Origin of the sequence: Streptomyces sp. NPDC047982, from assembly GCF_043204165.1 — a bacterium.
Taxonomy (GTDB): Bacteria; Actinomycetota; Actinomycetes; order Streptomycetales; family Streptomycetaceae; genus Streptomyces.
In genome coordinates this window covers 231,070-256,756 of record NZ_JBIDBS010000006.1, presented here as the reverse complement: position 1 = coordinate 256,756, position 25,687 = coordinate 231,070, and the positions used below count along the sequence as shown (strand labels likewise).

General features: G+C 73.3%; 20 protein-coding genes, 7 tRNA genes and 1 pseudogene. 11 read left to right on the top strand and 17 right to left on the bottom strand.

Annotation, left to right across the window (positions count from 1 at the left end):
* Nucleotides 1-72 precede the first annotated feature (72 nt).
* Nucleotides 73-2,058 carry a threonine--tRNA ligase gene (gene thrS, locus ACGF2V_RS10325; protein ID WP_362704949.1) on the bottom strand — a complete coding sequence of 662 codons (1,986 nt, stop codon included), beginning with the start codon at nt 2,056-2,058 and terminating at the stop codon, nt 73-75.
* Between the two features lie 963 nt (nt 2,059-3,021).
* Between thrS and ACGF2V_RS10320 the strand changes: the two genes are divergently transcribed.
* Nucleotides 3,022-3,747 (top strand): 3'-5' exonuclease, encoded by a 726-nt coding sequence (locus ACGF2V_RS10320; RefSeq protein ID WP_362625944.1) that lies wholly within the window; start codon nt 3,022-3,024, stop codon nt 3,745-3,747.
* 106 nt (nt 3,748-3,853) lie between these two features.
* Here ACGF2V_RS10320 and ACGF2V_RS10315 read toward each other — a convergent pair.
* Together ACGF2V_RS10315 and ACGF2V_RS10310 are read right to left on the bottom strand one after the other, a co-directional pair.
* Nucleotides 3,854-3,925 (bottom strand) — tRNA-Val (locus ACGF2V_RS10315).
* Between the two features lie 39 nt (nt 3,926-3,964).
* Entirely contained in the window at nt 3,965-4,411 is a 447-nt protein-coding gene (locus ACGF2V_RS10310; RefSeq protein WP_362625947.1) for an SRPBCC family protein, read from the bottom strand.
* A gap of 67 nt (nt 4,412-4,478) precedes the next feature.
* Between ACGF2V_RS10310 and ACGF2V_RS10305 the strand changes: the two genes are divergently transcribed.
* Entirely contained in the window at nt 4,479-7,061 is a 2,583-nt protein-coding gene (locus ACGF2V_RS10305) for an SCO7613 C-terminal domain-containing membrane protein (RefSeq protein WP_362704951.1), read from the top strand.
* A 472-nt stretch (nt 7,062-7,533) separates the two neighbouring features.
* Here the strand turns inward: ACGF2V_RS10305 and ACGF2V_RS10300 are convergent.
* Nucleotides 7,534-7,605: transfer RNA gene (locus tag ACGF2V_RS10300), tRNA-Val, on the bottom strand.
* Nucleotides 7,606-7,659: 54 nt separating this feature from the next.
* On the bottom strand, nt 7,660-8,151 hold the full coding sequence (locus tag ACGF2V_RS10295; protein ID WP_362704954.1) for a TIGR02611 family protein: 492 nt from the start codon (nt 8,149-8,151) through the stop codon (nt 7,660-7,662).
* A gap of 190 nt (nt 8,152-8,341) precedes the next feature.
* Between ACGF2V_RS10295 and ACGF2V_RS10290 the strand changes: the two genes are divergently transcribed.
* Nucleotides 8,342-8,755, top strand: coding sequence for an SsgA family sporulation/cell division regulator (locus ACGF2V_RS10290; RefSeq protein ID WP_003959770.1), 414 nt, complete (start codon nt 8,342-8,344; stop codon nt 8,753-8,755).
* A 360-nt stretch (nt 8,756-9,115) separates the two neighbouring features.
* A complete protein-coding gene (locus tag ACGF2V_RS10285) occupies nt 9,116-9,688 on the top strand; it encodes a CGNR zinc finger domain-containing protein (RefSeq protein WP_362704957.1) in 573 nt (190 codons plus the stop codon).
* A 4-nt stretch (nt 9,689-9,692) separates the two neighbouring features.
* Here ACGF2V_RS10285 and ACGF2V_RS10280 read toward each other — a convergent pair whose 3' ends face one another.
* From ACGF2V_RS10280 to ACGF2V_RS10270, 3 genes and pseudogenes are all read right to left on the bottom strand, one after another.
* Nucleotides 9,693-9,848 (bottom strand): hypothetical protein, encoded by a 156-nt coding sequence (locus tag ACGF2V_RS10280; RefSeq protein WP_362625958.1) that lies wholly within the window; start codon nt 9,846-9,848, stop codon nt 9,693-9,695.
* 343 nt (nt 9,849-10,191) lie between these two features.
* Nucleotides 10,192-10,337: pseudogene (locus ACGF2V_RS10275) on the bottom strand (LacI family DNA-binding transcriptional regulator); the annotation flags it as partial.
* A gap of 159 nt (nt 10,338-10,496) precedes the next feature.
* The gene (locus ACGF2V_RS10270; RefSeq protein ID WP_362704960.1) at nt 10,497-10,955 is read right to left on the bottom strand and encodes a hypothetical protein; all 459 of its coding nucleotides are present in this window, start codon (nt 10,953-10,955) and stop codon (nt 10,497-10,499) included.
* Nucleotides 10,956-11,242: 287 nt separating this feature from the next.
* Here ACGF2V_RS10270 and ACGF2V_RS10265 point away from each other — a divergent pair, with 287 nt between their 5' ends.
* Entirely contained in the window at nt 11,243-11,767 is a 525-nt protein-coding gene (locus ACGF2V_RS10265; RefSeq protein ID WP_362704963.1) for a DsbA family protein, read from the top strand.
* A 356-nt stretch (nt 11,768-12,123) separates the two neighbouring features.
* On the opposite strand, the gene ACGF2V_RS10260 is transcribed toward ACGF2V_RS10265, so the two are convergent.
* The 3 genes from ACGF2V_RS10260 to ACGF2V_RS10250 all read right to left on the bottom strand — a co-directional run bounded on the left by ACGF2V_RS10260 (nt 12,124) and on the right by ACGF2V_RS10250 (nt 14,903).
* Nucleotides 12,124-12,963 (bottom strand): GNAT family N-acetyltransferase, encoded by an 840-nt coding sequence (locus ACGF2V_RS10260; protein WP_362704966.1) that lies wholly within the window; start codon nt 12,961-12,963, stop codon nt 12,124-12,126.
* 84 nt (nt 12,964-13,047) lie between these two features.
* Complete coding sequence (locus tag ACGF2V_RS10255) at nt 13,048-13,869, bottom strand: aminodeoxychorismate lyase (protein WP_362625969.1); 822 nt, start codon at nt 13,867-13,869, stop codon at nt 13,048-13,050.
* A complete protein-coding gene (locus ACGF2V_RS10250) occupies nt 13,869-14,903 on the bottom strand; it encodes a chorismate-binding protein (RefSeq protein ID WP_362705174.1) in 1,035 nt (344 codons plus the stop codon). The genes ACGF2V_RS10255 and ACGF2V_RS10250 overlap by 1 nt, the downstream gene beginning before the upstream one ends.
* 162 nt (nt 14,904-15,065) lie before the next feature.
* On the opposite strand from ACGF2V_RS10250, the gene ACGF2V_RS10245 reads away from it, so the two are divergent.
* From ACGF2V_RS10245 to ACGF2V_RS10225, 5 genes are all read left to right on the top strand, one after another.
* Nucleotides 15,066-15,138: transfer RNA gene (locus ACGF2V_RS10245), tRNA-Gly, on the top strand.
* Nucleotides 15,139-15,176: 38 nt separating this feature from the next.
* Nucleotides 15,177-15,250, top strand: a tRNA-Cys gene (locus tag ACGF2V_RS10240).
* Nucleotide 15,251: 1 nt separating this feature from the next.
* A tRNA-Val gene (locus tag ACGF2V_RS10235) sits at nt 15,252-15,323 on the top strand.
* A gap of 20 nt (nt 15,324-15,343) precedes the next feature.
* Nucleotides 15,344-15,415: transfer RNA gene (locus ACGF2V_RS10230), tRNA-Val, on the top strand.
* A 23-nt stretch (nt 15,416-15,438) separates the two neighbouring features.
* A tRNA-Val gene (locus ACGF2V_RS10225) sits at nt 15,439-15,513 on the top strand.
* A 197-nt stretch (nt 15,514-15,710) separates the two neighbouring features.
* Here ACGF2V_RS10225 and ACGF2V_RS10220 read toward each other — a convergent pair.
* From ACGF2V_RS10220 to ACGF2V_RS10210, 3 genes are all read right to left on the bottom strand, one after another.
* Entirely contained in the window at nt 15,711-15,956 is a 246-nt protein-coding gene (locus ACGF2V_RS10220) for a zf-TFIIB domain-containing protein (RefSeq protein WP_362625972.1), read from the bottom strand.
* 71 nt (nt 15,957-16,027) lie between these two features.
* Nucleotides 16,028-16,999, bottom strand: coding sequence for an aminoglycoside phosphotransferase family protein (locus ACGF2V_RS10215; protein WP_362704969.1), 972 nt, complete (start codon nt 16,997-16,999; stop codon nt 16,028-16,030).
* Between the two features lie 234 nt (nt 17,000-17,233).
* Complete coding sequence (locus ACGF2V_RS10210; RefSeq protein ID WP_362625977.1) at nt 17,234-17,443, bottom strand: hypothetical protein; 210 nt, start codon at nt 17,441-17,443, stop codon at nt 17,234-17,236.
* Nucleotides 17,444-18,018: 575 nt separating this feature from the next.
* Here ACGF2V_RS10210 and ACGF2V_RS10205 point away from each other — a divergent pair.
* A complete protein-coding gene (locus ACGF2V_RS10205) occupies nt 18,019-19,359 on the top strand; it encodes a serine/threonine-protein kinase (protein WP_362625980.1) in 1,341 nt (446 codons plus the stop codon).
* A 136-nt stretch (nt 19,360-19,495) separates the two neighbouring features.
* On the opposite strand, the gene ACGF2V_RS10200 is transcribed toward ACGF2V_RS10205, so the two are convergent.
* The 3 genes from ACGF2V_RS10200 to cobT all read right to left on the bottom strand — a co-directional run bounded on the left by ACGF2V_RS10200 (nt 19,496) and on the right by cobT (nt 25,681).
* Nucleotides 19,496-20,314 carry an RNA methyltransferase gene (locus ACGF2V_RS10200; RefSeq protein WP_362704973.1) on the bottom strand — a complete coding sequence of 273 codons (819 nt, stop codon included), beginning with the start codon at nt 20,312-20,314 and terminating at the stop codon, nt 19,496-19,498.
* A 98-nt stretch (nt 20,315-20,412) separates the two neighbouring features.
* The gene (gene cobA, locus ACGF2V_RS10195; protein WP_362625987.1) at nt 20,413-21,675 is read right to left on the bottom strand and encodes a uroporphyrinogen-III C-methyltransferase; all 1,263 of its coding nucleotides are present in this window, start codon (nt 21,673-21,675) and stop codon (nt 20,413-20,415) included.
* Nucleotides 21,676-21,862: 187 nt separating this feature from the next.
* The gene (gene cobT / locus ACGF2V_RS10190) at nt 21,863-25,681 is read right to left on the bottom strand and encodes a nicotinate-nucleotide--dimethylbenzimidazole phosphoribosyltransferase (RefSeq protein WP_362704976.1); all 3,819 of its coding nucleotides are present in this window, start codon (nt 25,679-25,681) and stop codon (nt 21,863-21,865) included.
* Between the last annotated feature and the right edge of the window lie 6 nt (nt 25,682-25,687).

Genomic DNA, 25,687 nt, shown 5'->3' with positions numbered 1-25,687 from the left:
GGGGGCCGTACTGTCGGCGTTCTCCCGCGCGGACCGGACCGTGTCCGATGGTCCGCTCCCGGACACGGGTGGTCACACCTGCACGCGACGCTCCACCACGTCGACGAGCTTGGCGATCGCCTCGTCGCGGGCGATGCCGTTCTCCTGCGAGCCGTCGCGGTACCGGAACGACACCGTGCCCGCGTTCATGTCCTCGTCACCGACGATGATCATGAAGGGAGTCTTCGCCTTCTGCGCGTTGCGGATCTTCTTCTGCATCCGGTCGGACGAGGCGTCCACCTCGACCCGCAGGCCCCGCTTGCGGGCCTGGGCCGCGAACTCCTGGAGGTACGGGATGTGGGCGTCACCGATCGGGACACCGACGGCCTGCACCGGGGCCAGCCACACCGGGAACGCACCCGCGTAGTGCTCCAGGAGCACCGCGAAGAAGCGCTCGATGGAGCCGAACAGGGCGCGGTGGATCATGACCGGGCGCTGCTTGGAGCCGTCCGGGCCGGTGTACTCCAGGTCGAAGCGCTCGGGCAGGTTGAAGTCGAGCTGCACGGTCGACATCTGCCAGGTGCGGCCGATCGCGTCCCGGGCCTGCACGGAGATCTTCGGGCCGTAGAACGCGGCGCCGCCCGGGTCCGGGACCAACGGGAGGCCCTGCTTCTCGGCCACCTGGCGCAGCGTCTCGGTGGCCTCCTCCCACACCTCGTCGGAGCCGACGAACTTCTCCGGGTCCTTGGTGGAGAGCTCCAGGTAGAAGTCGGTCAGACCGTAGTCGCGCAGCAGGTTCAGCACGAAGGTGAGGGTGCGGTCGAGCTCGTCCGCCATCTGCTCCTTGGTGCAGTAGATGTGCGCGTCGTCCTGCGTGAAGCCGCGTGAACGGGTCAGACCGTGCACCACGCCGGACTTCTCGTACCGGTACACCGTGCCGAACTCGAAGAGTCTAAGCGGCAGTTCGCGGTACGAACGCCCCCGCGCGTCGAAGATCAGGTTGTGCATGGGGCAGTTCATCGGCTTGAGGTAGTAGTCCACCCCGTCGTCGAGCTGCATGGGCGGGTACATGCCCTCGGCGTACCAGTCCAGGTGACCGGACTTCTCGAAGAGCTTGCCCTTGGTGGCGTGCGGGGAGTAGACGAACTCGTAGCCCTCCTCCTCGTGGCGCCGCCGCGAGTAGTCCTCCATCGCCCGCCGGACGACGCCGCCCTTGGGGTGGAAGACCGCGAGGCCGGGGCCGATCTCGTCCGGGAAGGAGAACAGGTCCAGCTCGTTGCCGAGCTTGCGGTGGTCGCGCTTGGCGGCCTCCTCCAGGAACTCCAGGTGGGCCTTCAGCTCGTCCTTGGTGGGCCAGGCGGTGCCGTAGATGCGCTGGAGCATGGGGTTCTTCTCGCTGCCCCGCCAGTACGCCGCGGCGTTCCGCATCAGCTTGAACGCCGGGATGAACCGGGTGGTCGGCAGGTGCGGACCGCGGCAGAGGTCCTTCCAGCACAGCTCGCCGGTCTTCGGGTCGAGGTTGTCGTAGATGGTCAGCTCGCCGCCGCCCACCTCGACATCCGCGCCGTCGCCCGCGGTCTCGACGGAACCGGAGCCCTTGATGCCGATGAGTTCCAGCTTGTACGGCTCGTCGGCAAGCTCGTCGCGGGCCGCGTCGTCGGTCACGACCCGGCGGGAGAACCGCTGCCCCCGCTTCTGGATCTCCTGCATCTTCTTCTCGATGGCCTTGAGATCCTCGGGCGTGAACGGCTTCTCGACGTCGAAGTCGTAGTAGAAGCCGTCCTTGACCGGCGGGCCGATGCCCAGCTTGGCCTCGGGGAAGAGCTGCTGCACGGCCTGCGCCATGACGTGCGCGGTCGAGTGCCGCAGGATGTTCAGGCCGTCCTCGGAGGAGATCTCGACGGGCTCGACGACCTCGCCGTCGGCGACGGCGTACGCGAGGTCCTTCAGCTCACCGGCGACCCGGGCGGCGACGACGGTGCGCTCGCCGGAGAAGAGCTCGGCGGCCATAGTGCCCGTCGTCACCACGCGCTCTTCCCGCTCGGAATCGCGTTGGATGATCACACGGACGTCTGACACCGGTCTCTCCTGACTCAGGGGGAACGCACGCTCTCGTCATGGACGTGCGTTACGAATCGTACCGAGCCGCGGGCCCCCTCTGCTAAACGGTTTGGCGGCGAGGCCCACCGCTTCCCGCCGGGCGCCCTCCCGACCGGGTCCGCGCGGGCGACGGGCGGACGGGCGGCGGGAGCGACGGGCGGCGGGAGCGACGGGCGGCGGGAGCGACGGGCGGCGGGAGCGACGGGCGACGCTGTTCGCCCGCGCGCTCCTCCGCTCCCCTCCCGCGCGCAGCTCCTCGACGGAGCCGACGCCGCCCTGGAGCGATCTCATGAGCCGGTCGCGTTCCGCCTCGTCGACCCGCACGGGCGCCGGACGGGAGAACCGAGTGAGGCGCCGGAATCCGCACCCGGCTCTCCCGCCCGCCCTCCACTCGGACCGGCAGCCCGCCGGATGGACGTGGTCCGCGATCCGGTGCGCCCCTCGTCCGGCTCCGGCCGCACCTGGTTCGCCTCGGCACCGGTCCGCACCCCCGGCCGCACGATCCCCGCACCACGCGGCCGCGGACGGCGCGGCCGGACGGCGGTATCGGTGATCGTCGGGCACCGGTCCGGCGCAGGGCGGGGAGATCGCCGGGGAGAAGGGCTGCGACAGGGAGCATCCGGCCGCGGCGGGAGCGGGATCCGCCTGCAGGTGACCCACCCGAAAGGACTCCAGGCAGGGATGGCGGCGAATGCGGCGGGCGGCGGTGCGTCCGCCGCAGCACCAGCCCGCTCGGTCCTCAGTGCGCGAGCGCCACGCCTGCGGGCGCCTTCCGGGCCATGAGGGTGGCTCTCTTCGAGGGGCCGAGGACAACTTCCTTTCTCATCACCCGGTTTGCTACCGCTCTGAGCGCACAGCAGACGGCGTACGGGACCACGGACGCGGGTATCAGCGTTGCGGGCGCGGACCGCCATCCGCCTTACGGATGCGAGGAGTTCGGGGATGACTCACTGGTACGAGGGGCCATTGGCCGCTTTCGACACGGAGACGACGGGAGTGGACGTCGAGGAGGACCGGATCGTCTCGGCCGCCCTCGTCGTCCAGGAGGCGGCGGGCGGCCGGGTGCACGTCACCCGATGGCTGGTGAATCCGGGGGTTCCGGTACCGGCCGTGGCCACCGAGATCCATGGACTGACGGACGATCACCTCCAGCGCAACGGCCGTTGGCCGTCACCGGTGATGGACGAACTGGCCCGTGCGCTGGCCGAGCAGTGCGCGGCCGGGCGGCCGCTCGTCGTGATGAACGCTCCGTTCGACCTGACGTTGCTGGACCGCGAGTTGAGGAGGCACCGGGCGTCGTCGCTGTCCGGACGCCTGCGGAACGTGCCGCTGTGCGTGCTGGATCCGCGCGTGCTCGACAAGCATCTGGACCGTTACCGCAAGGGGCGGCGGACGCTCACCGATCTCTGCGCGCTGTACGGCGTGGCGCTGGACGGCGCGCATGACGCCGCGGCCGACGCGACGGCCTCGCTGGAGCTGGTACGGGCGGTCGGGCGGCGCTTCTCGTCCCGTCTGGAGCGGCTCACGCCGGCGGAACTGCACACCTTGCAGGCGGTGTGGCACGCGGGGCAGGCGCGTGGCCTGCAGGCGTGGTTCGCGAAGAGCGGCACGGAGGACGTGGTGGATCCCGCGTGGCCACTGCGCCCGGAGCTCCCCACCGCGGTGTGACTCCGCCGATGCGCGTCACGGGCACGTGGCAGAACAAGGCACGGGTGTGGGTGGCAGAACGCAGAAGGCCGGTCCGTCGTTTCGCTGACGGACCGGCCTCTCCCGGTGGGCGATACTGGGTTCGAACCAGTGACCTCTTCGGTGTGAACGAAGCGCTCTCCCACTGAGCTAATCGCCCGGGAACGGGTTGAACCATACAGGGCTCGGCGGGTCCGGTTCAAACCGCTTCCAGCCGGGCCGTGAGACCCCGGCGTCCGGCACGCATCATCAGGGCGTGGTTGGCCCGGAACACGGCGCGGCCTGGCACCGCGAGAATCCGCATCAGCCGCCTGCGCACCTCCACCTCCTGCTCGTAGACGACGCGGCTGCCCGTGCCCTGCACGGTGACCGTCCACCGGGCCCAGCCGTCCAGGTCGCCGTCGAGCACCGCCTCCAGGACCCCGGCGCGGGGGTCTCGGCGACGTTCGCGCATGGTCACGACGAGGTCGTACGGGAGGACGGAGCGGATGCGGGTGGCGCGGGTGACGGCGTCGAGCGGGGTGACCTCGCGGACCTGCCGCCACCAGCGCGGGTAGTCGTCGGCCTGTTCGAGGACCGCGTAGACGGCCGTGGGCGGGGCGGGCAGGTCCCAGCTGCTCGTGAAGTGGTAGCGGTTCCAGTCCATGCCCCCAAGTCTCCGCTTGCCTCCGCACGTCTGCGCGTACTCATCCGGGAACTGAGTATGCGCACGCATGTCCGAAGCCGTGGCCGCGGCCACACTCCCGTTCATGGAACACGTGCCGCCGCCCGCGGAGGAATTGGCGCTCCTCGATCACGAACTGGCCCGCCTGGACGCCCGCCGGTCCCAGTTGCTCGTCCGCCGTGCCTGGCTGGTGGGCGTGCTGTCGCAGCCCGCCGTGCCGCCCGCGGCGCCGTACGCCCCTGCGTCCGCGCCGCCTCGGGGCCGGCCTCCGGTCCCGTTCGCGGCTCCGCCGGGTGCACCGGGCGCGCCGGCCGGGCAGCGCGGCGCGCGGAACGTACTGCTCACCCTGGGCGGTCTGCTGCTGACGGTCGCGGCGATCGCGTTCACCCTGGTCAGTTGGGGCGAGATGGGCATCGCAGGCCGTTCGGCGGTGCTGGCGGTGGTGACGGTCACGGCGCTGGGCGTGCCCGCCGTGCTGCTGCGGCGCGGCCTGCCCGCGACGGCGGAGTCGGTCGCGGCCCTGGCGTCGGTGCTGATGGTGCTGGACGCGTACGCGCTGCATCGGGTGGCGGTGCCGGACGCCGACGGTCCCGGCTTCGCCGCGGTGGCCTCGGCGGTGCTGGCCGCCCTCTGGGCCGGGTACGGCCTGTTGCTCGGCCGGCTGCGGCTGCCGCTCCCTCTGGCGGTGGTGAGCGCGCAGTTGCCGCTCCCTCTGTGGGCGTGGTCGGCGGGGGCCGGGGCCTCGGCGTTCGGCTGGGCGCTCCTGGTGACGGCGGCGGTGCACGGCGCGATCGCTTTGCGGAGCACAGGTCTCGAAGTGCGGGTGACGGCCGGCGCGGGGTGCTGGGTGATGGGCCCGGTGGGGCTGCTGATCGGCCTCACGTTGTCGCTGACGTCCGATACGGCGGGGGCCGCGCTGGCCCCGGCGGCGCTGCTGCTCGCGGGGGCGGCGGTCGCGGTGTCGGCGGCGTGGCGCGCTCCGGCCGGGTTCGCGGTCGCCGGTGGTGTGGTGGCCGGGTGGTGCGCCGTGGCCGCGGTGGGCGGCGTGCTGCGCGCCGGGCAGCCCTGGGGGTGGTCGGTGCTCGCCTATCTGCTGTGCGGGCTGGCGCTGTCGACCGTGGTGCGGGCCCCGCTGCCGCGCCGGGTCGGACAGGGCGTGGTGTGGTCCTCCGCGTCGGTGGTCGCGGCGGCGGTGCTGGCCTCGCTGCCGCCGGTCGTGCTGTCGCTGACGGGCGCCGTGTCGCAACTGGCACGGGTGTGGGCCGGTGCGCCGGACGGAGGGGCCCGGGGCGCGGTGGGCGCGGCGGACCTGGCGTGGTCCCAGATGGCCTCGGCTCCGGTGGTGCTCGTGCTGGTGGCAGTCGCGGCGGGGGCGGCGCACCGGTGGTGGACGCGCTCGGTGCGGGTCGCCGGTGTGGCGCCGCGCGCGGCGTGGCGGCGGGCGGCGGGGGCCGTGGCGGTGGTGCTCGGCTGGGCGGGGCTCACCGTGACGCCGGCGGTGCTCGGGCTGTCGTACGCGGCGGCGGTGTCGGTGTGGCTGGTGCTGGTCGTCGCGCTGTTCGCGGGGGCGGTGCGTGCGCTGCGTCGCGGGAACGACGCGGTGGGACGGGCCGCGCTGGTGTGCGGTCTGGTCGGGGCCGGGGGTACGGGCTTGCTGTCGCTCGCGGCGGAAGCGGCGACGTACACGGTGTTCGGGGTGCTGCTGGTGGTGGCGGGCGCGGCAGCGGTCATGATCGGCGACGGTGCTGCGTCGGCGGCCCGGGAGCTGCCCGCGGAACCTGCCGCTCGGGCGGCGCGACGGGTGGACGTCCTGCGGGTCGCGCAGGCGGTGGTGGCGTGCGGGGCGGTGGCGTGCGCGACGGTGCTGGCGCTCGCGGCCGGGGCGTCGCTGGGGCTCGACGGGCATCGGGCGGCCCCGGTGGTGCTCGTCGTCCCCGCGCTGACGGTGCTGGTCGGGGCGCGGCTGCGGGGCCGGCCGCCGGGGCTCGCGGTCGAGGCGTCCGGGGCCCTGGCCGCGGTGGTGGCGGTCGGCATCGCGGTGCCGGACCAGGCGTTCCTGGCGCTGGTGCTGGCGCTGTGCGGGGTGCTGGCGGCGGGCACGGCCCTGCGGCCCGAGCGGCGCCCGGTGGCCGGGTACGCGGCGACGACGCTGTTCGTCCTCGCGGCCTGGCTGAGGCTGTCGGCCTCCGGTGTCTCGGCCCCCGAGGCGTACACCCTGCCGGTGACGTTGCCCGCGCTGGTGATCGGCGTGCTGCGCCGCCGCCGTGATCCGGAGGCGTCGTCGTGGACCGCGTACGGGGCGGGCCTCGCGGCCACGCTGGTGCCGAGTCTCCTCGCGGCGTGGACCGATCCGCACTGGCAGCGCCCGCTGCTGCTGGGCACGGCGGCGCTGGTGATCACGCTGGTGGGTGCGCGGCTGCGGCTCCAGGCCCTGCTGCTGCTCGGCGGTGCGGTGCTGGCCCTGGACGCCGTGCACGAACTCGCACCGTACGTCGTCCAGGTCGTCGGCGCACTGCCGCGCTGGGTGCCGCTCGCGCTGGCCGGGGTGCTGCTGCTGGCGGTCGGTGCCACGTACGAGCAGCGGCTGCGCGACGCACGGCGCCTCAAGGAGGCTCTGGGCCGCATGCGCTGACGGTCCCCGTACGGGCCGGTCCGGTCGCCCCCACGGGCCACGGGCCGGCCCGCTTCCCGTCCGTACGCCATCGACGCCCGCGCACGGTGCCGGCCCGACGAGAAGACCGCCCGGCCGAACTGCCAGCGGTCCAAACCGAATTCAGTGAATTCAGACGCACCGCCGGGGAATGCGGCGGAGTTCGGGAAGCCATCGGGGAACTCCCGCTCAAACGGTCCCGTACGCCGGACTTCAGGAATTCCGCTCGACCCGGAAGACCGTTCCCTCAGCATTGCGCGAGGGAAGTGCGGATGAGGCGCGCCGGAAGCCGTATCGGCCCGGCGCTCGAACAATAGTTCTCGGGCAATGAATTCCGCCGTCACGCACCTCGATGACGGCGCAGCGTTCTTCAGCCCCGCCCGGCGCCCGGCATTCCGTTACGACGCGGAGGGGCCCATGAGACTCTTCCGTCTCATGGGCCCCTCCATCCCGGTGGGCGATACTGGGTTCGAACCAGTGACCTCTTCGGTGTGAACGAAGCGCTCTCCCACTGAGCTAATCGCCCGGGCGCAGGCCAAACATTACCGCATGTCAGTGGCACCCCATGACCACCCCTGGGTCACTCGTGGATCTTCCAGGGCATGGTGATGCCGAACTTCCAGACGTAGACCGCCACCAGCACCGCGGCGATCACCAGGCCGACCACCGTGAGGATGACGTTGCGCCGCCGCACCTTGGGGTCCAGGGCCCGCTGGGCGGCCTCGGTGACCTTCCGCCTGGTCCAGCGCAGCACCAACTGCGCCCAGACGAACTCGGTCGCCCAGATCGCCATGCCACCGAAGATCACCAGCCAGCCGGGACCCGGCAGCGGCAGCATGACGACCCCGGCCACGACCACCGCGAGGCCGACCACGAAGACACCGACCTGCCAGCTCAGGTGCAAGGCCCTGGACGCCTTGATGAAGCCGGGCGCCCGGGAGCCGAGCACGCGGCCCTCCTCCGTCACGTCCTCCGAGGCACTTCCCGGCGCCCGCTCGACCATGTCCCCCGTGGCGGGTCCGGGCTTCGCCGATGCGGCGTCGCCGCCCCGCTTGTCGCGCTGCACATTCACGCCGACCAACCTACCGGAACGGCCTTCATCACCGGAATGGCCGTATGACTCGAAGTTACACAGCGCCGTACGAGCGACCCGAAGGAACACAAAAAGGTCAGAGGGGTTTACAACGCCACCGTAGGTGGCATGTCGATTTCGCCGACGTGCGAATCCCCGAGCGCACACTGAGCGAAAGGCCCTGGCGCTTATGAACACCACGGTCAGCTGCGAGCTGCACCTGCGCCTCGTTGTGTCGAGCGAGTCATCACTGCCTGTACCTGCGGGCCTGCGGTATGACACGGCCGATCCTTATGCCGTGCACGCCACCTTCCACACCGGAGCGGAGGAAACGGTCGAATGGGTATTCGCCCGCGACCTCCTCGCCGAGGGGCTGCACCGGCCCACCGGCACCGGAGACGTCCGCGTCTGGCCATCGCGTAGTCACGGCCAGGGCGTCGTCTGCATCGCGTTGAGCTCCCCGGAGGGCGAAGCCCTTCTCGAGGCCCCGGCACGAGCCCTGGAGTCGTTTCTGAAGAGGACCGACGCCGCGGTTCCACCGGGCACCGAGCATCGTCACTTCGACCTCGACACGGAGCTCTCACACATCCTGGCCGAGAGCTGAGCCAGGCCGAGAGCTGCACGGCGCCGTCCGACTCGGGGAGACGGCGCCGCGCGGAAAACCACACAGGTGACACCGACGCCGTCATCACGGAATCCACCGTGGTGACGGCGTCGGCGCATGCCCCGCCGCTCCGCAGCCCGCCGCCCGGCCACCGCCCGCCGCCGCACGATCCCTCCTCCTCGCCGGCCCGTCCCGGGCCCTGACGGGCGCCGCCGTTCCCGGACCGCCCCGGCATGGCCGGTATGCGCTCATCGGGCGCTTCGCGGGCCCTCTCGGCCCTCTGTACGCCGGGACCGAGCCAGTAGAGTCAGCCGGCATCGACTGCGGGCGACCGCCCGCCGGAGGCCAGGGAGCGGAAGCGTGCTGATCCCCCACGACACCCGGATCGCCCTCGACACGGTGGTCGATCTGCTGAACACCGCACCGGCGAGCGGGCGGCCGGAGGGCGGCCAGGCCGACGGCCTCCCCGACGTCGCGGCGCTCTACGACTTCGCGCGGCGCCATCGCATCAGCGGCGTGGGAGAGCTGCACGAGAAGGACCTGCGGGCCGTACAGGACGTGCGGACACGCTTCGCCGCGGTCTTCGCGACGGACGACGGGCAGACCGCCGCCACGCTCGTCAACGCCCTCGTGGCCGCTGCCGGCACCACACCGCAACTCAGCAACCACGACGGCTACGACTGGCACGTGCACTACTTCGCGCCGGACGCCTCGATCGCCGACCACCTCGCGGCCGACTGCGGCATGGCGCTGGCCTTCATCGTGGTGGCGGGCGAGCAGGAGCGGCTGCGCCGATGCGAGGCCCCGGACTGCCGGCACGCCTTCGTCGATCTCTCCCGCAACCGCTCACGCCGCTACTGCTCGAGCCGCACCTGCGGTAACCGTCTGCACGTGGCCGCGTACCGGGCGCGCCGCAAGGAAGCGGCCGGCTGACCGCTCACAGCATGAACAGATCATGCAACGCGGCCATCAGCAGCAGGCTGCCGACCACCCCGAGGAAGATCATCAGAGGCGGCTGGGACAGCGCGAAGAGGCAACCACGCGGCTCTTCGGCAGGGCTTGCGGGGGCATCGCCCCGGGAAGTGTCGACCATCTCGGAACGATCATGACTCACACCTGAGTCTGCTCATGGCCAACCGACCTGCCCGGAAGGGGAGTTCACCCGCTTCGGGGACACGCGCGTTCGCTTCTCCGTCCGATCTTCCCCCAGTCATTCGGGGCCGCCGCCCCTCCGACGGCCTGCTGTTGACGCTCGTTACGCTCAACTTGGCCTGCTCAGAGCCGGATTGAAGGACGCCGGAAAGATGACCGGCCGAGGAGGGAAAGGCCGGTTTCCGGCCCGGTCAGCTCGGCAGTGTGCTGGTGGAGGGGCGCACCACGAGCTCCGGCCGCAGCGCCACGCTGCGGTGCTCGTGCGTGCCGTCGCCGTCGTCGGGCTCGCTGCGCACGTGGCCGAGTTCCTCGACGGCGGCCAGGACCCGGGCCCGGGTGTCCGGCGACACCGCCTCGGGCCGGTTGATCACATGCGACACGGTGCCGACGCACGCCCGGCCTGCCGGGCCACATCCTTGATCCCTGCCACGCCCGCCGCTCGCCCTGCCCCACTGATGCCCTGGCCGCACCGGTCCACGGCGCCCCCCATCGCAGGGAGCGGGCGCACGGACCCCCGCGCCGCGGCTTCGGCAGGCCGTCCACCGGGCGTGCGCCGCCCCACCGGGTGGAGGGTGGGACGGCGCGCCGTTCAGATGCCGTGCTTTCTCAGAATGGCCTCGATGTCGCTGAAGTCGTCCTCGGCGGACGTGGACGACCGCCTGGTCTTCGCCCCCGGAACCGGCTGCGTACGCGTACCCGAGGCCCCGGACCCGAGCGAGGGGGCCGACCCGGCGGCGACGGCTCCGCCGCGCGCCGCCCGTTCGGCCGCCTTGCGTTCCTTGCGGGTGCCGGACCCTCTCCGTTCGACGGCGCGGGTCGTCGTGAACAGCACCCAGGCCACGGCGAGGAGCCCGAAGCCGAGCCAGACGGTCGGCCTGAAGGCGATTCCGGCGACCCACCCCACGACACCAGTCAGGACCAGGCCGATCGGGACCAGCGAGTAGGCGGCGATCCGCGTCGCGGCGAGGAAGCGCTTCCGGTACCCGGTGACGGCGGCGATGCCCAGGCCCGCCGCGGACACCGCGGAGCAGATGGTCTCGGCAAGCATCGGTGCCTCCAGGTACGAGGGAAACGTCTGACGCCCAGGGGATACGTCCCTTCCATCCTGCACCGGCCGACGGCCGGGCGGCCACGGTCCCGGATCACTTCAGGGTGTTCTCAGGGCCGCAATCCTCCCCAGGTGCCGATCCGGGCACGCCCCGGGGAGGTTCGGCGACGGCCCCGAGGGGTCCTCCGCCCGGTCGGGCACCCGGTCCGTCAGCCCGTCGGCTCCCGGTACGCATCCGGCCCCGGAGCCGATTGGGCCGTCGCAGCGGGCCCTGCGAGACTGGCCGCATGAGCGATTCGACCCCCGCGACCCCACTCGTCCTCGATGTCTGGTGCGAACTCCAGTGCCCCGACTGCCATCGGGCCCTCTGCGATGTACAAGCCCTTCGGGCCCGGTACGGAGACCGGCTGGAGGTGCGACTGCGGCACTTCCCACTGGAGAAGCACAAGCACGCCCACGCCGCCGCGCAGGCCGCCGAGGAGGCCGCGGCCCAGGGCAGCGGCTGGCCGTACGTCGAGGCGGTCCTGGACCGTTGCGGCGACCTGGACCGCGCCGGTGAGCCGCTGCTGATCGAGGTGGCGCGCGAACTCGGCCTGGACGCCGAGGAGATGGACACCGCGCTGATCGACGGACGCCACATGCTGATCGTCGACGCCGACCAGGCCGAGGGCAAGGCGATCGGGGTCACCGGTACGCCGACGTATGTGATCGGTGGCGAGCGGCTGGACGGCGGCAAGAGCCAGGACGGGCTCCGCGAGCGGATCGAGGAGATCGCCGACCGGCTGCTCGCCGAAGGGGCCGAGCAGGGCTGACCCTCCCGGACACACCATCTCCGAGCCGCCGGCGGTCTCTCCGGAGGGATGCCCGGCCCTGTCTTCGAACTGTCGTCGTTCGGCCGGAGGCCGGGCCGCACGGCGTCCGACACCGTGCGATCTCGGAGTGGAGGACCGTCCTCGTACGGGGAGGTACGCGGATGGCTCCGGCAAAAAACGCCACGAGGGATGGGGCTCCCCCGCTCGAACGGAGCTGAGAGCTCGGGGAAGTGCGCCGGGCAGCGCGACGGCGCAAACGCTGCCGGGAGGGTCACCAGGGCGTGTTTCGAAAGCAGCGTCGTCCGCCCGAAGGGCGGGGCCCGGACGAGACTTTCGAAACACGCCCTAGAGATGCCCTAGAGAGGCTTGGCCAGGTGGTACCGCGTGGTGCGGTAGCCGAGCGATTCGTACAGCCGCAGCGCCGGTGTGTTCTCGGCGAAGACGTGCAGCCCGAGGCTGCGGGCGCCCGCGCCCAGGGCGATGCGTTCCGCCTGCAGCATCAGGGCGCGTCCGAAGCCGTGGCCCCGGCTGCCCTCGCTCACCTCGACGTCGAAGACGTACCCGGCCGGTTCGCCCCGGCCGGTCTCCCGCACCGTCACCCAGACGTGCCCGACGACCTCGCCGCCGTGGACGAGGACATGGAAGTGCGCGCCCGCGGTGCTCAGGCCGTTCGGCAGGTCCCGGGTGTGGTCGGACCGGGACTTGCGCATCGCCTGCTCGGGCGGGACGCCCCGGTCGGACCAGGACCGCGCGTACCGATCGACGGCGGCCTCGCTCCAGCGCGCGAACTCCTCGGGCGTCATCGGCCGTGCGGCGACGCCCTCGGGGAGCGGCGGCGCCGTCGGGCCCAGGTCCTTGATCATGTTGCGGCCGCGTTCGACGTAGCCGAGGGCCGCCGCCAGCCGCGCGGCCGGCTCGTTGTCCGCGGGCACCTCGACGGACACCCGGGCGCAGCCCCACGCCCGCAGCGCCTCCTCGGCGGCGAGGACGGCGATGGTGCCGCGCCCGCGCCGCCGCCACGCCGACTCGGCGATGCTCAGCGAGCGCAGCACACCGGCCGTGGTGCCGAACGCCGGATCCGTGCCGATCTCGACGGTCCCGACGGGCCGTCCGTTGTCGCACACGTCGTACGCGCGGCTCTTCGCACCGTCGGTGCCTTCCTGAATCGGCCCGGTCGGCCGGAGGGTGGTGGTCATCGACGTTGTTCTATCCACCCGCGACCGGCTCGTCACCCCGTTTCACGGATTCGCTGCCATGGACCCGGCCCGCGGGGCACACGGCTACGGGTCGAGGTCGTTCCCGGCCCGCTCATCGAAGATGCGCATGGCCTTCGCGGTCACCGGCCCCGGAGCGCCCGGCAGTTCCCGGCCGTCCACCCGGTGGACGGCCTGTACGTCGCGCAGGGTGGACGTCAGGAAGATCTCCTCCGCCCGTTCCAGGACGTCGAACGGCAGGTCGGTCTCCTGGGCCCCCGTCCACTCCACGGCCAGCGCGCGGGTGATCCCGGCGAGGCAGCCGGAGGCGACGGGCGGGGTGTGCAGCTGCCCGTCGAGCACGACGAAGACGTTGGACCCCGTTCCCTCGCAGAGCCGTCCGGCCGTGTTGGCGAAGAGGGCCTCCGAGGCACCGTGCTCGTGGGCCCGGGCCAGTGCCACGACGTTCTCCGCGTACGACGTGGTCTTGAGCCCGACCAGCGCGCCGCGCTCGTTCCGCGTCCAGGGGACCGTGATCACGGCCGTGCTGTCGGGGCGGCGGGTTGCCTCCCCCAGGGCGACGAAGAGGCCCGGACCGGCGTCGCCGCGGTCGGAGCCGAGCGGCGAGACTCCTCCGGTGTACGTGATGCGCAGGCGGCCCAGCGGCATCGGGTTGGCGTCGAGGACGGCGGCGCAGGCGCGGCGCACCTCGTCGAGGTCGGGCTCGGGCAGGCCGAGGCCGCGGGCCGAGCGGGCCAGCCGGTGGAGGTGACGGGTGAGGGCGAAGGGCCTGCCGTCGGCGGCCCTGACCGTCTCGAAGACACCGTCCCCCACGGTCAGCCCGTGGTCGAGCACGGACACCCGGGCCTCGTCGGCGTCCCTCAGTCCGCCGTCGACCCACATCCTCATCACGCGATTCCTCCAGTCGCTTCATGTTCGCCCGACGCCACGGCGAGCAGCCGTGACGCCTTGAGTTCGGTCTCGTCCCATTCGCGCTCGGGGTCCGAGCCCCAGGTGATGCCGGCTCCGGTACCGAACCGGAGGACCGGCGCCCTCTGCGTCCGGTCGATCCAGAAGGTCCGTATGCCGACGGCCAGGGAGGCGGTACGGCGGTCGGCGTCGACCCAGCCGATGCCGCCGCAGTAGGGGCCGCGCGGAGCGGTCTCCAGCTCCTCGATGATGCCGAGGGCGCTGGACTTGGGTGCCCCGGTGACGGAGCCGGGCGGGAACGCTGCGTCGAGGAGCTCTGGCCACCCGGAACCTTCGGCCAGCTCTCCGCGCACGGTGGAGACGAGGTGGACGAGACCCGGGTGCTTCTCCACCACGCACAGGTCGGGGACCGTGACCGATCCGGTGGCGCAGACCCGGCCGAGGTCGTTGCGGACCAGGTCGACGATCATCACGTTCTCGGCGTGGTCCTTTGCCAGGAGGTCGTCCTCGGTCCGCCCGGTGCCCTTGATGGGCCCCGACTCGACGGTCCGCCCCACCCGGCGCAGGAACAGCTCGGGGGACGCGGTGGCGATCTCCACGCCGTGCGCGGGCAGCCGGATCGTTCCGGCGTGGGGAGCGGGGTTGCCGCGTGCCAGGAGCGCGGTGAGCCCGTCCACGTCCGCCGCGGCCGGTTCGGGCAGTGCCGCGGTCAGCACCCGGCAGAGGTTGGCCTGGTAGACCTCGCCCGCCGCTATGTACGCGCGGATCCGGCGTACCCCCTCGATGTACGCGGCGCGGTCCAGGGACGAGGTCCAGGCGTCGGCGGCAGGCCCTCGCCAGGCCCCGTGCACCGGGGCGGGCACCTCCTGCGTGCGCACGGTGTCGAAGCGCGCGCAGACGAGGCGGCCCTCGAAGTCGGCGGAAACGGCCCAGAAGCCGGACGATTCGAGGGCCGCTGGATCACTGGTCACGTCCCGCAGGTCGGACGCGACGAGACCGCCGAAGCGGGCCATGGGAGCGAGGTGGTGCACGTCGCCGAGTCTAGAACGGCGCACCGGAAGGGTTCCGGGACGGACGCGCCCCAGCACGCTGCACAAACGCGTTTTTGTACTGGCCCGGGAATCCGCTAGAGTTCAACACGTCGCCGGGACGCGGAAGCGGACCGGGAAAGACAAGCGGACGTAGCTCAGTTGGTAGAGCGCAACCTTGCCAAGGTTGAGGTCGCCAGTTCGAACCTGGTCGTCCGCTCGCAGAAAGGTGGGGGCTCTTCCCGAACCCTCACTCCGGGTGGAGTGGCCGAGAGGCGAGGCAACGGCCTGCAAAGCCGTCTACACGGGTTCAAATCCCGTCTCCACCTCCAAGGACGATTAGCTCAGCGGGAGAGCGCTTCCCTGACACGGAAGAGGTCACTGGTTCAATCCCAGTATCGTCCACTGGTCCGCAAGGATCCCCCGCGCGATTAGCTCAGCGGGAGAGCGCTTCCCTGACACGGAAGAGGTCACTGGTTCAATCCCAGTATCGCGCACGCAGTACACGCGGGTTCACCCTGCGCGATTAGCTCAGCGGGAGAGCGCTTCCCTGACACGGAAGAGGTCACTGGTTCAATCCCAGTATCGCGCACCACCGAAAACCCCCGGTCGTCTCGGCGACCGGGGGTTTTCCGTCTCCACGTCGCGCCCGTGGACGACGACCGCGCGTGGTCGGAACGCACCGCAGGCCGGAACGGGCGGGCGTCCGGGCCTGCGGTGGCGCGTCGGCCGGTGTCCTCCGCCGGGGAGAACCCGGTGTCCCCCCGCTCGGGAGAACGGGGGGACGTCCGTTCAGGACGAGAAGAGCATGCGGCCGAAGCTCCTGTGACGGTAGTGACCGCCGTGGTGCTGCGGCGCACCCCAGGCGGGGGCCTGCGGGGCGGGCGGAGCCTGCTGCGCCCACTGCGCCTCGATGCGGGTCAGGGCCTCCAGCTCGCCGTAATCGAGGAAGATCCCCCGGCAGCCGCTGCACTGTTCGATCTGTATGCCGTTGCGGTTGTACGTGTGCATGGGTGCGTGGCACTTGGGACACTGCATGATTCGACTCTCATCTCCTCGCCGTCGGGTGGCCGCCGCCGGACGGCGTGTCCGCCGACGGTCGGTTCAGCCTACGACGAGTGCCCGGCCGTCAACCGGGGCGGGAGGGAGGAGATCCGGGCACAGGCGTCGATCATCGTCCGCTCCACCTCGTCCGGAGCACGGCCCTCCGCCGCGGACTTGGCGTACGCGAGCGCGGCGGTCTGCACGGTCAGGGCCCGGGCCGGGACGTCCAGTTCGGGCCAGGGGTCGCCGTCGGCGGGCACGGCGGGTCCGCCCGCCGCCCGGTAGGCGTCCAGGAAGCGCAGCCAGACGTCGGGGGGCAGCAGCCCGGCCGCGTACCAGGCGGCGGGGCGGGCGAGGTCCCAGGCGGGGTCGCCGAGTCCGGCGTCGTCGATGTCGATGAGCGTCCAGGGGCCGTGCGGCGCGGGGTGGCGGACGAGTTGGCCGAGGTGCAGATCGCCGTGGCAGAGGAAGCGAGAGCGGTGCTCGGGCGGCGGGGCCTCGCCCCGGGCCCAGGCGGGCAGGCCGCGCCAGGCCGCGAGTACGGGGGCGGTGGCCGGGTCGTCGGGCCGGGCGGCGCGCATCCGGGCGACGGCGAGCGCCGCCTTGGCGGGGCCCCGCATGGGCGGGAGGGCGAGGGAGGGAGGGGCCGGGGTGCGGTGCAGCCCGGCGAGGAGCGTGGCCGCCTCCGTCCAGGGGGCCGCGTCGGGGTCGTCGGGGTCGACGGGCTCGCCGTGCGGCCACAGGGTGACGGGGCGGCCGTGGAGGGCGGCGGACGGGGCGAGGGGCCGGGGCCGCAGGGGGGCGAGCAGGATGCCGGTCAGCCGGGAGTGGTCCGCGAGAGCGATGCGGGTCAGCAGGTCGGGGACGGGCGTGCCGGGGGCGTGGGCCTTGGCGACCACCGGTCCGCTGCGGACCACCGTTGCGTCCGCCCGGTCCGCGAGCGTCACGGGTGGCGGGCAGACGCAGGCCGTCCTGGACGGCGGGTGGGCGGCCCGGTGGGCGAGGGCGCCCAGCGCGCGTACGACTGCGGTGGTCACGGTCTCCCCCGGTGGCGGACTGACACGGGCCGGCCCGTGCGGGGCCCGGTGGCCCGGTGCGTCGTACCGGGCCCGGCGACGAGCGTACGCGGCCGGAACGGGCCCGGGCAGCGCGATGTCCGGTCAGCTCCCCAGCTGACCGGACAAACGCTGCCGTCCGCCGCACCCCCGTCCCCACGGGGCTGATGGTCGGATGTCCCGGTCCGGACCGCTCTTCCGGACCCGGGGCGCCGCTCAGCGCCCCAGCATCACGCCCACGGACGACGCCTGTGTGACCACCGCTTCCCAGCCGCCGAAGACGACCACGAGCAGGGCCGCCAGGGGAAGAACCATCGCCGTCGCCACCAGCGGGTGACGGTGGCCGGACGACGGGCGACGACGGAGCGAGGCGTGGAGCCTGCTTCCCCGCGCACGGATCATGGCCCGCGTTGCCGTGTCCGCCATGTTTCCTCTCCTGACCGATGTGGGGCGGCGGGCGTGTGACCTCGGGGGACGAGTGCCGCCCACCGCTTGACCTCAACATTAGGGACGCGGGAGGGGAAGGGCGTCATGCCCGCGTACCGAATGCCGGGCATCCCGGAGGAGGAGCCGCGGGCGGTCGTTGTCCTCCCCTGGGTGGAGATCGGCCGCCCGGTCCCCCGGGGGGCGTCCCGGGGACGTGCTCGCAGGGTGCGGCGGTGACCGGTCCCGCGGGCGTGACGTCACTCACTCGTCGCGGCCCGGGGTCGTCGGGGCCGCCGGTACGCCGCGCGGTCCTCGCGAGCCCCGGCCGCACCGGGCCGGGGTGCGGCGACCCGCTCGTCCGGGCGGCGGCCACGGCGTCAACGACCCGCCCGGACACCTTCTTTGATGTCCCGTTCCGTGTCTCGCGGCAACCGGCGCACGACCACACACCGTCATGGACCGTGCCACGCACCCGTAAACGATCGGCGGGCGAGGGCGCGGCCTCTGAGCGCCCCGGGCGCCGGATACGTAAGCTGTGCTCGTCAGGCGTACCAGGCAGCGGGGATGGGCAGAACATGGCGATGATGCGGCTCCGGCGCGAGGACCCGCGTGTCGTCGGCTCGTTCAGGTTGCACCGTCGGCTCGGGGCGGGCGGCATGGGTGTCGTCTACCTCGGTTCGGACCGGCGGGGGCAGCGGGTGGCGCTCAAGGTGATCCGGCCGGATCTGGCGGAGGACCAGGAGTTCCGTTCGCGGTTCGCGCGCGAGGTGTCCGCCGCGCGGCGGATCCGGGGCGGCTGCACGGCCCGCCTGGTGGCCGCCGATCTGGAGGCGGACCGTCCGTGGTTCGCCACGCAGTACGTGCCGGGGCCCTCGCTCCACGACAAGGTGGCCGAGGAGGGCCCGTTGTCGGCGGCCGAGGTGGCCTCGATCGGGGCGGCGCTCTCCGAGGGACTGGTGGCGGTGCACGAGGCCGGGGTCGTCCACCGCGACCTGAAGCCTTCGAACATCCTCCTCTCCCCCAAGGGCCCGCGGATCATCGACTTCGGAATCGCCTGGGCGACCGGGGCGTCGACGCTCACGCATGTCGGTACGGCCGTCGGCTCGCCCGGGTTCCTCGCTCCCGAGCAGGTGCGCGGCGCGGCCGTGACACCGGCGACGGACGTGTTCTCGCTCGGTGCCACGCTGGCGTACGCGGCGACGGCCGACTCGCCCTTCGGGCACGGCAGTTCCGAGGTGATGCTGTACCGCGTGGTGCACGAGGAACCGCAGTTGTACGACGTGCACGACGCGCTGGCGCCATTGGTGAGCGCCTGTCTGGCGAAGGACCCGCAGGATCGCCCGAGCACGCTCCAACTCTCCATGCGACTCAAGGAGATCGCCGCGCGGGAGGCGCAGGGGCTGCACGAGAGCCGCCCGCCGGTGCAGCGTTCGGCGCGGGAGCCGGACCGGCCGACGAGCCGGACCGGGGGCCCGTACACCGAGCAGTGGACCCGCCGGACGGCTCCGCCTGCGCCCCGTCGGCGACAACAACCGCAGAGGCAGCCGCAGAGCGGCCGGCAGGTGACGCCGTCGCGTCCCGGGGCGCCCCGCACGGGCGGTTCGCGTCCTCAGCGGCCTCAGCAGGCGCGCGACACCACACGGTCCGGCAGGCGCCCGCAGGGCACGTACGGGACGAACGGCCGGCCGGGCACACGGCCCGGGACCCGCACGACCTCGACGGGCCGTCGCCCCGCCAATCCACGGCTGCTGCGCCAGCGCCTCGTCGTCTTCGTCGTGGTGACGCTGCTGGTGGCGCTGGGCATCGCGGTGGCGCAGGGCTGCCAGGGACCGGCCCGGGGGCTGGGCACGGACCGGACACAGGTCGAGCCCCAGCGGCACGACCGGAACGGAATCCAGGAGCAGGGACTCGGCTAGGCCGGGTCCGGGGCACGCCGCCCGGGACGGGCCGGGCTCGCGGGGCCGGAGGCCGCGGTTCAGGGAGGAACGAATCCCGGGACGCGGTTCCGGGACGGGGCCGGAGGGGCTCCGGCGGGTCCGCTCCAGTGGCCGCTCAGGGCTGCGGGCGGCCCGATGCCACGGCGTAGAACGCGACGGCGGCGGCCGCTCCCACGTTCAGCGAGTCGACACCGTGCGCCATGGGGATGCGTACCCATCGGTCGGCGGCGACGAGGGCCCGGGTGGACAGTCCTTCACCCTCGGCGCCGAGCATCAGTGCCACCTTGTCCATCCGGTGCGGGGCCGCCCGGTCGATGCTGTCGGCCTTTTCGTCCGGGGTCAGCGCGAGGAGTTCGAAGCCGGCTTCCCGTACCGTCTCCAGGCCCTTGGGCCAGGAGTCGAGACGGGCGTACGGGACGGAGAAGACCGCACCCATCGATACCTTGACGGAGCGCCGGTAGAGGGGATCGGCACAGTCCGGGGAGAGCAGGACGGCGTCCATGCCGAGGGCGGCGGCGCTGCGGAAGATCGCCCCGATGTTGGTGTGGTCGTTGACGGCTTCCATGACGGCCACCCGGCGGGCCTTCGCCAGCAGTTCCGCGGCGTCCGGCAGCGGCTTGCGCTGCATCGAGGCGAGGGCGCCGCGGTGGACGTGGTAGCCGGTGACCCGTTCGGCGAGTTCGGGGCTGACCGCGTACACCGGGGCGGGGACCTCGTCGATGACGTCGCGCATCAGGTCGACCCACTTCGCGGAGAGCAGCATCGACCGCATCTCGTAACCGGCGTGCCTGGCGCGCCGGATCACCTTCTCGCCCTCGGCGATGAAGAGGCCCTCGGCGGGCTCCCGTCTGCGCCGGAGTTCGACATCGGTGAGTCCGGTGTAATCGCGCAGACGGGGGTCGTCGGGGTCGTCGACGGTGATGAGGTCAGCCATGGGTTCGATACTGCCTTGTCCGGTGTGTGGTGCCAACGGCTTGACGGAAGTTGCGTTACCGCCGGTTACTTCATCAGGGCGGGAGGTGCGGGCGCCGGTCATTGCGCGCGGGGCGGCGCGGTGTCCGTGCCGACCGCCACGACGTCACCGATGACGATGACGGCCGGGGGGCGTATGCCCTCGGCGGCTGCGCGTTCGGCGGCGGTCGCGAGCGTCGCGTCGACCCGGCGCTGGGCGGCGGTGGTGCCCTCCTGGACCAGGGCGACGGGGGTCTCGGGGGCCTTGCCGTGGGCGATGAGGGTACGGGCGATGGCGCCGATCTTGTCGACGGCCATCAGCAGCACGAGCGTGCCGCGCAGCCTGGCGAGGGCCTGCCAGTCGACCAATGAGCGTGCGTCGTCGGGGGCGACATGGCCGCTCACGACGGTGAACTCATGGGCGACGCCCCGGTGGGTGACGGGGATTCCGGCCGCGCCGGGCACGGAGATGGAGCTGGAGATGCCGGGGACGACCGTGCAGGCGATGCCCTCCGCGGCCAGCGCCTGGGCCTCCTCCATGCCGCGGCCGAAGACGAACGGGTCGCCGCCCTTGAGCCGTACGACGGTCTTGCCGGCCTTGGCGTACTCGATGAGCGCCTGATTGATCGCGTCCTGGGCCATGGAGCGGCCGTACGGGATCTTCGCGGCGTCGATCACCTCGACGTGCGGGGGGAGTTCGTCGAGCAGGTCGCGCGGGCCGAGGCGGTCGGCGACGACGACGTCCGCCTCGGCGAGGAGGCGGCGTCCGCGCACCGTGATCAGATCGGGGTCGCCGGGGCCGCCGCCGACCAGGGCGACGCCGGGGGTGCGGGTGCGGTGGTGGGGTGCGGCGATGCTGCCGTCGCGCAGTCCTTCGACGATGGCGTCGCGGACGGCGGCGCAGTGGCGCGGGTCGCGGCCGTGGGTGTCGGTGGTGAGGACGGCGACGGTGACCCCCTCGCTGCGGCCGGTGGCCGGGGTCCAGGCGGTGGCGGCGTCGGCGTCGTCGCTGCGGACGCACCAGACACGGTGGCGTTCGGCCTCGGCGGAGGCGGCGTCGTTCGCCGCGGTGTCGTCGGAGGCGATCAGGACGTACCAGGCGTCGGCCAAATCCCCGTCGGCGTACCGGCGGCGCTCCCAGCGGATCTCACCGGCGTCCGCCATGGCCTCGACGGCCGGAGTCGCGGCCGGCGAGACGAGGACGATGTCGGCGCCTGCCGCGACGAGCGCGGGGAGGCGGCGCTGGGCGACCTGGCCGCCGCCGACCACGACGACGCGGCGCCCGCCGAGCCGCAGTCCGACGGGGTACGCGGGGGGAACGGCGCGGTCTGCGTGCTCGGCCATGGCGGTGCGGGCTCCTCGTACGGGGTCGGAGTGCGGCCGCTGCGGCGGTGGAGCGGCTGTGACGTGGGGTGATGTGGGGATTCGCGGGTGGGTCCACGATACGCGGCGGGCGCGGGCCGGAGTGGTACGGCGGGAGCCCCCGGCACGGATCGGCGGGCCTCCCCGGCACCAGGGAAGGCCCTGCGCACTACTTCTCCGTGACGCCCGCCGCGTCGAACGTCGCCACCTCGTGCATCACCCGGGCCGCGCTCTGCACGATCGGCAGCGCCAGCAACGCCCCCGTGCCCTCGCCGAGGCGGAGGTCGAGGTCGACGAGCGGGCGCAGCCCCAGCTTGTTGAGCGCGGCGACATGGCCGGGCTCGGCGCTGCGGTGGCCTGCGATGCAGGCGGCCAGGGCCTCGGGGGCGATCGCCCGGGCGACCAGGGCCGCGGCCCCCGCGCTGACGCCGTCGAGGACGACAGGCGTACGGAGCGAGGCGCCGCCCAGCAGGAAACCGGCCATCGCCGCGTGCTCGAGGCCGCCGACCGCGGCCAGGACGCCGATCGGGTCGGCCGGGTCGGGCTCGTGGAGTTCCAGGGCGCGGCGGACGACGTCGACCTTGCGGGCGTGCATCTCGTCGTTGATGCCGGTGCCCCGGCCGGTGACCTCGGCCGGGTCCAGACCCGTGTACACGCAGATGAGCGCGGCCGAGGCGGTGGTGTTGGCGATGCCCATCTCGCCGATCAGCAGGCCCTTGTTGCCCGCCGCGACCAGATCGCGGGCGGTCTCGATGCCGACCTCGACGGCGGCGAGGACCTCTTCGCGGGTGAGGGCGGGACCGGTGGTGAAGTCGGCCGTTCCGGCGCGCACCTTGCGCGGGAGGAGGCCGGGCGTCGCGGGCAGGTCCGTGGCCACGCCTACGTCGACCACGCAGACCTCGGCGCCGACCTGTGCCGCGAAGGCGTTGCAGACCGCGCCCCCGCCGAGGAAGTTGGCCACCATCTGGCCGGTGACCTCCTGCGGCCACGCGGTGACGCCCTGGGCGTGCACCCCGTGGTCGCCCGCGAAGATGGCGACGGCCGCGGGTTCCGGAATCGGCGGCGGGCACACCCGGGAGAGACCCGACAACTGCGCAGAAATGATCTCCAGCATGCCGAGCGCACCGGCCGGCTTGGTCATCCGCTTCTGGCGCTCCCACGCCTCGCCGAGCGCCTTGGCGTCCAGTGGGCGGATGTTGGAGATGGTCTCCTGGAGCAGGTCGTGCGGTTCCTCACCGGGCAGGGCACGGCGCCCGTACGTCTCCTCGTGGACCACCCAGGACAGCGGGCGGCGCTTGGACCAGCCCGCCTGCATCAGTTCGGGCTCCTCGGGGAACTCGTCGACGTACCCGACGCACAGATAGGCGACGACTTCGAGGTGCTCGGGCAGGCCCAGGGCACGGACCATCTCGCGCTCGTCGAAGAAGCTCACCCACCCGACGCCCAGGCCCTCGGCGCGGGCGGCGAGCCACAGGTTCTCGACGGCGAGCGCCGACGAGTACGGGGCCATCTGCGGCTGGGTGTGCCGTCCGAGGGTGTGGCGTCCGCCGCGGGTGGGGTCGGCGGTGACGACGATGTTGACCGGCGTGTCGAGGATGGCCTCGATCTTGAGTTCCTTGAACTGCTTGGCCCGGCCCTTGGGCAACGACTTGGCGTAGGCGTCGCGCTGACGCTGCGCCAGTTCGTGCATGGAACGGCGGGTCTCCGCCGAGCGGATGACGACGAAGTCCCAGGGCTGCGAGTGACCGACGCTGGGCGCGGTGTGCGCGGCTTCGAGGACGCGGAGCAGCACCTCGTGCGGGATCGGGTCGCTGCGGAAGCCGTTGCGGACGTCGCGGCGCTCGCGCATGACGCGGAGCACGGCCTCGCGCTCGGCGTCGTCGTAGCCGGGGGCGGGCGGGGTGGCGGGGGCCCCGGTCCCGTCGGACGCGGGCGCCTGGGGGGGCTCCGCCTCCTGGGCGGGGGGCTGCGGGACGGCCTGGGGAGCGGCGTGGCTCTCCGGGTCCGGCTGGGGCCCGGCGGTCGGGACCGCCCCCGCGGGGGCGGTCTCCACGGGCGGCGTGACGTCCGGGGCGGCGACGGCTTGAGGGGCCTTTGGGGCTGCTTCGGGGGCCTGCGGGACCGCTTCGGACCGCGGCGCGGCGGCCGACGGCGTCTCGGCGACGGCTTCGGCTCCCGGGACGGCGGCGGGGGCGGGGGCCTGCTCGGAGGCGTCCTCGGCGGGTGCGACGTTTTCGACGGCCTGGGGGGCATGCGCGGGCTCGGGGGCAGGGGCTTGCACGGGCGGAGGGACCTCGGGAGCCTGCGTGGGCCGGTGTGCCTGGGGAGCCGCTCCGTCCGCGGTGGTCGCGGGCTCCACGATCTCGGCCGCCCCCGGTTCGGCGGCGACCGCCGCGTCCTCGGGCTCCGCCGCGACGGCCTCCTGCGCGACGGGCGCCGGGGCCGGCTGCGTCGGAACCGGGCCCTCCACGGGCGCGGCGCCCGGGACCTCCTCGGCGCTGGGCGTGGGCTCCGCGAGCTCCGGTGCGGCGACGGCTTCGACGACCTCGACCGGTTCGGCCGCCTCGACCACGGGCTCGGGCGACTCGACGACGGCCTCGGGCGCCGGCTTTGACGGCGCCTCGGCCTCCGTCGGCGCGACGGCCCCGGTGCCCGCCTCGGCGGGCAACCCCTCGGCCACCGGAGCGGCGACGGCGTCGACCGGCTGCTCCGCGGAAGCGTCGGTCGGTGCACCGGCCGGGTCCTGAGCCGCCTCGGCCACCGGAACGTTCGCGGGTTCCGGGGCGCTCGCGGCCTCCGGCACCACGGCCTGCTCCGGGGTCGCCGGTACGGGCTGCGCAGCAGGCGCCGGCTCGACGGCGGGCTCGACGGCGGGCTCGACGGCGGGCTCGGCGACCGGCTCGACGGCAGGCTCCTCGGCCGGCTCGACGGCGGCCTGCGGGACCACCGCTTCCGGAGCGCCGGTTTCCGCGACCACCGCTTCCGGAGCAGGGGCTTGCGTGACCGGCGCTTCGGAGGGCGCCGCTTCGGGGGCGACCGCTTCCGGAACGACGGGCTCGGCCGGAACGGGCTCGGCCGGAACGGGCTCCGCGGCCGGTGTTTCGGGAGCGACGGCTTCCGCCGCGACCGGGGCGGCGGCCTGCGGAGGCGTCTGAGGTGCGGGGGCCGACCACGGGCCCGCGCCCTGCGGCAGGATCTGTCCCAGCTGCGGGCCGGGCAGCACGGACGCGTCACCCGACGCCTGGAGGTACTCGGGCCCGCCGGTGGGCAGTCCGGTCTGCGGCGCGGCGGCCGCGGGCTGGGCCTGGGGCTGCGGTGCGCCCGCCGGCCCGCGGTCGGCGAGCGAACGGACCACGCCACCGGTCGGCGTCCCGCCGTAGGACGGTCCGTCCGCCGTGACCGGTCCGCGGTGCAGCGGTCGACGCGACGCGGCCCGGGGCTGTGGCCCTGGCGTCGTCCCCGGGGGCGGGGTGGGCGCGGGAATGCGTGCGCCCCCGAGGTCGGCGGAGCCCGAGTGGTGCCCACCGGCCCCCTCCGTCTGCGCCTCCTGCCCGGCGCCGGGCAGGGGTTCGGTCATCGTCTGCTGTCCGGCGTACGCGTCCGGGACCTGCGCCGGGGCCGGTGCCGACACCGCTGCCTGGGCGGGCTGCTGCGCCTGGGCGGGTTCCTGGACCCGTACGTGCCCCTGCGGGGGCGCGGACGACTCGTCGGCCCCCTGGGCGTGCACCGCCTGCGTCGCGTGGCCGCCCTGCGCGGGCACCGCGGCGTGCGCGGCGGCACCGTCGGGGTACTGGCCGGGGGCCGGCACCGTCTGCGGGTCGCTCCAGGCGCCCTGGGGGCTCGGCATCAGCAGGAGGTCGTCGTCCTCGGGCACGTACTCGGAGGGGGCGAGACCGGCGTAGTCGTCCGGGGCGGCGACGCCCGGCTGCTCCACCGTGCCCGCGTTCTCCGGCAGTCCCTCACCCGGGATCTGGCCGGTGTCACTCATGCGTAC

Excerpts from the sequence above, each read along its gene's own strand:
- ACGF2V_RS10265 (WP_362704963.1), top strand. The coding sequence starts at position 11,243 with ATGAGCGATTCGACCCCCGCGACCCCACTCGTCCTCGATGTCTGGTGC.
- cobA (WP_362625987.1), bottom strand. The coding sequence starts at position 21,675 with ATGGCCGAGCACGCAGACCGCGCCGTTCCCCCCGCGTACCCCGTCGGA.
- ACGF2V_RS10200 (WP_362704973.1), bottom strand. The coding sequence starts at position 20,314 with ATGGCTGACCTCATCACCGTCGACGACCCCGACGACCCCCGTCTGCGC.
- ACGF2V_RS10310 (WP_362625947.1), bottom strand. The coding sequence starts at position 4,411 with ATGGACTGGAACCGCTACCACTTCACGAGCAGCTGGGACCTGCCCGCC.
- ACGF2V_RS10320 (WP_362625944.1), top strand. The coding sequence starts at position 3,022 with ATGACTCACTGGTACGAGGGGCCATTGGCCGCTTTCGACACGGAGACG.
- ACGF2V_RS10305 (WP_362704951.1), top strand. The coding sequence starts at position 4,479 with ATGTCCGAAGCCGTGGCCGCGGCCACACTCCCGTTCATGGAACACGTG.
- ACGF2V_RS10290 (WP_003959770.1), top strand. The coding sequence starts at position 8,342 with ATGAACACCACGGTCAGCTGCGAGCTGCACCTGCGCCTCGTTGTGTCG.
- ACGF2V_RS10210 (WP_362625977.1), bottom strand. The coding sequence starts at position 17,443 with ATGGCGGACACGGCAACGCGGGCCATGATCCGTGCGCGGGGAAGCAGG.
- ACGF2V_RS10220 (WP_362625972.1), bottom strand. The coding sequence starts at position 15,956 with ATGCAGTGTCCCAAGTGCCACGCACCCATGCACACGTACAACCGCAAC.
- ACGF2V_RS10280 (WP_362625958.1), bottom strand. The coding sequence starts at position 9,848 with ATGGTCGACACTTCCCGGGGCGATGCCCCCGCAAGCCCTGCCGAAGAG.
- ACGF2V_RS10205 (WP_362625980.1), top strand. The coding sequence starts at position 18,019 with ATGGCGATGATGCGGCTCCGGCGCGAGGACCCGCGTGTCGTCGGCTCG.
- ACGF2V_RS10255 (WP_362625969.1), bottom strand. The coding sequence starts at position 13,869 with ATGAGGATGTGGGTCGACGGCGGACTGAGGGACGCCGACGAGGCCCGG.
- ACGF2V_RS10250 (WP_362705174.1), bottom strand. The coding sequence starts at position 14,903 with ATGGCCCGCTTCGGCGGTCTCGTCGCGTCCGACCTGCGGGACGTGACC.
- ACGF2V_RS10270 (WP_362704960.1), bottom strand. The coding sequence starts at position 10,955 with ATGCTTGCCGAGACCATCTGCTCCGCGGTGTCCGCGGCGGGCCTGGGC.
- cobT (WP_362704976.1), bottom strand. The coding sequence starts at position 25,681 with ATGAGTGACACCGGCCAGATCCCGGGTGAGGGACTGCCGGAGAACGCG.
- ACGF2V_RS10260 (WP_362704966.1), bottom strand. The coding sequence starts at position 12,963 with ATGACCACCACCCTCCGGCCGACCGGGCCGATTCAGGAAGGCACCGAC.